The organism is Ruegeria sp. CL5 (assembly GCF_056536485.1).
This window is the reverse complement of record NZ_JBQFPS010000034.1, coordinates 1-1,268: the sequence shown is the minus strand read 5'-3', so window position 1 is coordinate 1,268 and position 1,268 is coordinate 1. Positions and strand designations below refer to the sequence as shown.

Here is a 1,268-nt window from a genome sequence, read left to right as displayed (position 1 = left end):
AGGTTCGGATAGATCGGAAACTTGGCGCAGAGGTCTGCGACTTCGGCTTTGACCTTTGCTTCGACTGCGGCATTGCCTTCTTCGCCATTGGCGGCCAGACCATCGACAACTTCGATGATCCAATCTGCGATTTGACGGAACTCGACTTCTCCAAAACCTCGTGTCGTGCCAGCAGGAGAACCAAGGCGGATGCCGCTGGTGATAGTTGGTTTCTCGGGGTCAAACGGAACGCCGTTCTTGTTGCAGGTGATATGCGCACGACCCAATGCTTTCTCGGTCGCATTACCCTTAACGCCTTTGGGGCGCAGGTCGACCAGAACAACATGAGTGTCGGTGCCGTGGGTCACGGTGTCGAGACCGCCCTTGATCAACTGATCTGAAAGGGCCTGAGCGTTCACGATAACCTGCTTGATGTAGTCCTTGAATGAGGGCCGCAGCGCCTCGCCAAACGCTACTGCTTTGCCAGCAATCACATGCATCAGCGGACCACCCTGAATACCGGGGAAGATTGCCGAGTTTACCTTTTTCGCGATCGCTTCGTCGTTGGTCAGGATCATGCCGCCGCGGGGGCCACGCAGCGTCTTGTGCGTGGTGGTTGTCGCGACGTGCGCGTGCGGGAAGGGCGAGGGGTGCTCACCCGCGGCAATCAGTCCTGCGATATGGGCCATATCCACGTGCAGGTACGCACCAACCATATCGGCGATCTCGCGCATGCGGGCAAAATCGATAATACGCGGAATGGCCGAACCGCCCGCGATGATCAGCTTGGGCTGGTGTTCTTTGGCCAGCGCTTCGATCTGATCATAGTCGATCAGATTGTCTTGCTTGCGCACGCCATAGTGGACTGCATTGAACCATTTGCCCGATTGGTTTGGGGCTGCACCGTGGGTCAGGTGACCACCTGCATCCAGGCTCATACCCAGAATCGTGTCGCCAGGTTTGATCAGCGCCTGGAACACCCCTTGGTTTGCCTGCGAGCCCGAGTTTGGCTGGACATTGGCGAACTCGCAGCCGAACAGCTGCTTGGCCCGATCGATAGCCAGATTTTCGGCAATGTCGACGAACTGACAACCGCCATAGTACCGGCGGCCCGGATAACCTTCGGCATATTTATTGGTCATGACCGAGCCCTGCGCTTCCATGACAGCGGCAGAGACGATGTTTTCCGATGCGATCAGCTCGATTTCATCGCGCTGGCGGCCCAATTCGGATGTGATCGAGCCAAATAGCTCGGGGTCACGATCGGCAAGGGATTGGGTGAAGAAACC

1 protein-coding gene is annotated in these 1,268 nt (G+C 57.3%); it reads right to left on the bottom strand.

Going from position 1 to position 1,268, the window contains the following annotated elements; genetic code table 11:
- The coding region (gene glyA, locus ACR0IU_RS22260; protein WP_480717787.1) for a serine hydroxymethyltransferase at positions 1-1,268 on the bottom strand (1,268 nt) is incomplete at both ends.